The sequence below is a fragment of the Mycolicibacter kumamotonensis genome, from assembly GCF_002086285.1.
Taxonomy (GTDB): domain Bacteria; phylum Actinomycetota; class Actinomycetes; order Mycobacteriales; family Mycobacteriaceae; genus Mycobacterium; species Mycobacterium kumamotonense.
This window is the reverse complement of the sequence record NZ_MVHU01000073.1, coordinates 1-4705: the sequence shown is the minus strand read 5'-3', so window position 1 is coordinate 4705 and position 4705 is coordinate 1. Positions and strand designations below refer to the sequence as shown.

The following is a 4705-nucleotide window of genomic DNA, read 5'->3' as shown; positions in this document are numbered from 1 at the left end:
CCAGGCGACTGTTCCTTCGGCATACCTGCATCCTCGTTTCCAAGGTCAGGAGCCTCCAGCATTTCCAGGGCGATTCAACGAGCCGACATACTCGGGTATTGGACCGGAAGTGCCAATAGTGTGTCGATCCCCGGTAGATCACGTTTCCCCGCGGCACAGCCGGCTGGCCGGCACGGGGAACAGGCGCTGAATCAGCTGGATCCCGACAGATTCCCTCGAAGGCGCTGCTGCTTAAGGCGCCAAGACCACGCGGCGACAAGGCAGGTCCCCGCAGACCCGGAACACAGCAGCCACCACGTGAACAGCCCGTGAACAGGCTGTTGGATGCCGCTGAGAACGGACACGATCTGCAGAGTGCACGCCGCGATACCACAACCCATGGTCGCGATGTAGGCATTGGCGACGTGCCGCGAGTCTCGGTCGCGACGCATCACGCGCAGGACGCACAGACCGGCAACCCAGATGTAGATCATCATTGCTGCCACGATCAACCAATAACCCGTGAGCCACGCATCGGGCGCCGCGTCGAGAATGTTCGGCGTCCCCTCGTGTACTGCTCGGGTTAATGCCATGCATGCGGCCATGTGCGGCATCGCTAGCGTGACCACCGGCTGTACCCGATAGCGCATCCAAATTTTGCGTTCACCGTCGTTGAACACCCCGCCCAACAGCCAGTAGTGCGCACTGATCTGCGATGCGATCAGGCAGAAATCGCCTGAACAGGTTTCGAGGTGCCACTGACCGGTTAGGGCGTGGAGTCCTGCACCGGTGATCGACGATCCCTGCGGCGACACCAACGCGATACCGACGATGCCTAGGGCAATCGAGACCGTCAGCGGACGTTCGATCTCGGAGCTGAAGGTACCGCGGCGCACCCAGATGGCGTACACCATCGAAGAGAGTGTCGCGACGATGGTGAGATCGACCGCGATCACAGCGGCCGAATGGGTTTCGCCTGCCGGATTGCCGGTACGCGTTTCTGCACACTGGGGTGTATAGGCTTACCCGGGATAGCCGCCCCGGCTTGGATCGGCCTTCTGCGCATTGATTTGATCACGTCGATGGCCTTCCGGTAGGCGATATAGCGTTGCCGAAGCTGGTCGCTCAGACTGGCCACTTCGATGTATCCGAAGTCGACCAACAGGATGGTCTCATCGACACCGAGGCGTTCCGCGATCTTGCGCAGCTCGCCGAAGGTCGGGAAGTCTGACCGGTTCTTTCGCCTGCTAAAGGTACTCACCGACATGTCAAGAGCGGCAGCGATTTCACTGTCGCGGACCCCCCTGCTGAGCAACCGACATACGCTTTCGCGGACGGTTCGGCCATCAACATCTGTTATAGCCACATAGGCACGCTATCGGTAGCGTTAACTTCTGCGCAAACCGCTTTTAAGGTTATGAAAATCCAATTGCATATCTGGGACGTCAATACCGGCGTTACCAAAAACGCCGTTCGGTGTAACGCCAAGTCCGCGCGCAGATGCGAATCGGCGCCCGCAGAAGCCCACGCGCACAAGGCCGCACGACGATCCGCCAGGTCACGCCAAGCAAGAAGGCGCGCAACGAAAGCAGGGCGCACGCCGGCTACCCTTGCGCGGTCAGTTCTCCGGAACGGTGATCGGAATCGGGATCGGCACCAACGGGATTCGCAGGTACTCGGTCGTCATCGGCACGGTGGTGGTGGTCGGCGGCACCGTGGTGGTCGGCGGCGCAGTCGTGGTCGGTGAAACCGTGGTGGTCGTGGGCACGGTGGTGGTCGTCGTGGGCGGTGCCGTCGTCGTGGTGGTGGTGCTCGGCGGCGGCGTGGTCGTGGTCGTGGTCGTGGTCGGCGGCGCCGTCGTCGTGGTGATCGGAGGCTCGGTGGTGGTCACCGGGGGCGGCGCCGGGGTGGTGGCCGCTGGCGGCGGCGGGACAACGGGCGCCGGGGGTGGCGGCAATGCACTGGAGACCGGCGGCACCACGACCGCGCTGGTCTCCCGCTGCACCGGCGCCTCGTCCTCGGTGGAGCGCGCCAGGCTGTAGAGCGCGCCGGCGACCGCGATCAGCGCCACCAGGATGCCGATACCGAGCGCGTAACGCGGCCACTGCGACGGGTGCCGACGGGCCGGGATCGGAGCCGGCGTCACCGCCGGGCGACGCCCAGTGGTGGGCACCTGGTCGTAGCCGTAGGGGTCTTCGACATAGGGCGCCGGCTCGGCGCTCGCGCTGCCGTCCTCCTGCGACCAGGCGAAGGCGTCCACGACGGAACCGGTTCCGGGGGCAGACGTCACCGTCGGTGCCATCTCGGTTGCCCCGATCGCGTCGGCCTCCCGGGTGACCTCGTCGTCCTGCGGGTCGTACATATGCGGCTTACCTTGGGTCGACAACGGCGGGGAGTCGTCACCACGTTAGAGGCGGAGCACGGTGCGCCGCCACCGCCGTGACCACAGGTTTATACAACTGTTAGCGGCAGTGACCTGCGGGGCCGGAACACGAAGTTCGCCCCGCCGCTGACCTTGGTCACCATCACCTCGGGCAGCTCGTCCGCCGCGGTGTCGGTTTCGCTCACCGTTGCGGTCCAGTCGGTGTCGGAGCCGTCGACGCTCACCCGCAGGTGCGGATTGACCGCGGTCGCGATGGCCTGCAGCGGGTTGACCTCGGCCGGCGAGCACAGCGTGATCCAGGCCCCGTCGTCGTGCGCGGGCGAGTGGCCCACGACGATCCGGCCGTCGCCGAGCTCGGCGCGCACATATCCGGCCGGGTTGAGCAGCGGGTGCAGCTCGAAGGTGCGCAGCGCCGCGTCGACGTCGTCGGAGAGCCGCAGGGCGTTCTTGATGCGCATCGCACCCAGCCCGGCCAGGCCGGTGAGCTGGCGCCGGCCCACCGAAGCGGCCAGCTCGTCGGTTGCGGCCCGGGCGCGCACCGCCAGCGCGAAGGACAGGTACAGCAGGTGCATCTGCAGGCACACCTCGTCGGCCAGCCGGACCAGCGCCGAGTGGGAGAACGCGGTGAAGTCGATGTCGGACAGCAGCGGCCCGGTGTAGTCGGCCAGACCCTCATCGGACGGATCAATCGCGTCGAGTTCCCAAGTGGCGGCTCTGGTTTCGCTGATCACCGCCAACGCCGGAATCGGCTGCGCCGGGGGATAGGACTCGTCGATGATGACGGTCCAGCAGCAGTGGGGTTGCCGGTCGGCCGGAGCGCGGGGCGGGCGGTGCACCGGGCGGCACTGTGCCCGCACGTTGGTCGCCACCGCGGTGGCGTCGAACGTCGGGTCCTCGATGGTGTGGCACATGCCGAAGACGTAGTCCTCGCCCAGCGGTTCCACGTCGAGCAGCGCACCGCAGCTGGCCAACTCGAACTCGCCGTGCCAGCGGTCGTGCACGGTGAAACGGAAGTCCATGAACTGTGGCGGTGAGCCGATGTCGAACTGCAGTCCCTTGAAGATGGTGGGCACGTCGTCGCCGACGTAACCCAGCGCCCGCTGCATGCGCCGGGTGTAGACCGGACTGCAGCCCGCCCACTCTTCGATGGCGATCTGCAGCATCTCTTCACGGCCGAATTCGCTGATGCACCAGGCCATTCCGGAGCGGTCGATCATGTGCCCGATCAACAGCAGCTCGGGCACCAGCACGGCCAACTCGTCGCGCGACAGCGACGCATACCTGGATTCGGTCACGTGGAAAAAATAGACCGGACTATGTTATAAAGTCAACAATGGTCATTTCGGCAGGTCCCAGCCCGACTCGGCGAACCAGCGCGCCCCGCAAGCGCGGCGACGACACCCGGGCCCGGATCATCGACGAGACGGTGCGCTGCATTCTGGAAGAGGGCTTCGGCGCGGCGACCGCCAAGCACGTCGCCGAGCGGGCCGGAGTGACCTGGGGCGTCATCCAGTACCACTTCGGCGACCGCAACGGACTGCTGATGGCCGTAGTCGATGAAGGCGTGGCCCGGTTGCTGGCCAGCCTGTCGGCGGTCGAGGTGAGCGGCCTGGAACTGCGGCAGCGCATCGAGACCGTCGTCGACACCGCCTGGAGCTGCTATGCCAGCCCGACCTCGCTGGCCGCGTTCGAGATCCTGCGGGCCACCCGCGGCAGCCTCGGCGAACAGTCCCACGAGCACCTGTTGCAGATGAACGAAGCAATCGGCCGCCTGGGCCGGCTGGTCTCCGATGACCCAGCGGATTCTGGTGTGGCCGAAGTGATCTGGGCGGCGTTACGGGGAATAGTGTTGGCGCAGATGATCATCGGCGGCGCCTTCGACTGGCAGACCGAGCGCCATACGCTGATCGAGATGGTCAGCCACTACCTGGAACGCGAGCGCAGCTAGCGGAGCGCCGGCTAGGCGGGCTGGTCCGATGAGCTAGTCCGCCAATGGGCGGGCAGCGGCTGCCCCTCGCGCCTTCGGGTGTGGTAGGCCCAAGACGAGGCCAGCCAGCCGCTGCCGTTGGTCAGCGTGGTCACCGGCTGCCCGTCTTGCTCTTCACTCTTCTTGCCGTTCTTCTGGCCGCTGCGGCCGCTGGTGTCGGTCGTTGCGCCCTGGCCCGCGGTCGTTCCCATCATCGCCTCTTGGAACACCGTCCCCGGAGGCAGGCCGACGGCGGCGGCCGGCAATCGGGTCTCGGCGGCGGCCAAGGTGAAGGCGGTCGGCTGCATCTCCGGTGCCGCGGTTGCCCAGGTCGGCGGCACGGAGAGTCCCCCGATCGGGGTGGCCCTGCCCAGGCC

At 66.3% G+C, this 4705-nt stretch carries 6 protein-coding genes; 1 reads left to right on the top strand and 5 read right to left on the bottom strand.

The annotated features are described in order from the left end of the window. Nucleotides 1-191: 191 nt before the first annotated feature. The 4 genes from BST28_RS22680 to BST28_RS22665 all read right to left on the bottom strand — a co-directional run bounded on the left by BST28_RS22680 (nt 192) and on the right by BST28_RS22665 (nt 3657). Complete coding sequence (locus tag BST28_RS22680; RefSeq protein WP_065289847.1) at nt 192-935, bottom strand: hypothetical protein; 744 nt, start codon at nt 933-935, stop codon at nt 192-194. Next, nucleotides 932-1345 carry a helix-turn-helix domain-containing protein gene (locus tag BST28_RS22675; RefSeq protein WP_133054363.1) on the bottom strand — a complete coding sequence of 138 codons (414 nt, stop codon included), beginning with the start codon at nt 1343-1345 and terminating at the stop codon, nt 932-934. Before BST28_RS22675 ends, BST28_RS22680 begins: the two co-directional genes overlap by 4 nt. A 252-nt stretch (nt 1346-1597) precedes the next feature. Continuing rightward, complete coding sequence (locus BST28_RS24460) at nt 1598-2341, bottom strand: hypothetical protein (protein WP_207570184.1); 744 nt, start codon at nt 2339-2341, stop codon at nt 1598-1600. 89 nt (nt 2342-2430) lie between these two features. Next, a complete protein-coding gene (locus BST28_RS22665) occupies nt 2431-3657 on the bottom strand; it encodes a hypothetical protein (protein ID WP_065287888.1) in 1227 nt (408 codons plus the stop codon). Nucleotides 3658-3695: 38 nt separating this feature from the next. Between BST28_RS22665 and BST28_RS22660 the strand changes: the two genes are divergently transcribed. Then, nucleotides 3696-4310, top strand: coding sequence for a TetR/AcrR family transcriptional regulator (locus BST28_RS22660; RefSeq protein ID WP_019735321.1), 615 nt, complete (start codon nt 3696-3698; stop codon nt 4308-4310). An 11-nt stretch (nt 4311-4321) separates the two neighbouring features. Here the strand turns inward: BST28_RS22660 and BST28_RS22655 are convergent. Continuing rightward, nucleotides 4322-4705, bottom strand: a 384-nt coding sequence (locus tag BST28_RS22655; protein ID WP_207570182.1) for a PE/PPE C-terminal domain-containing protein, incomplete at its 5' end; no start/stop codon positions are given.

Coding starts and splice junctions, on each gene's coding strand:
- BST28_RS24460 (WP_207570184.1), bottom strand. CDS start 2,341: ATGTACGACCCGCAGGACGACGAGGTCACCCGGGAGGCCGACGCGATC.
- BST28_RS22660 (WP_019735321.1), top strand. CDS start 3,696: ATGGTCATTTCGGCAGGTCCCAGCCCGACTCGGCGAACCAGCGCGCCC.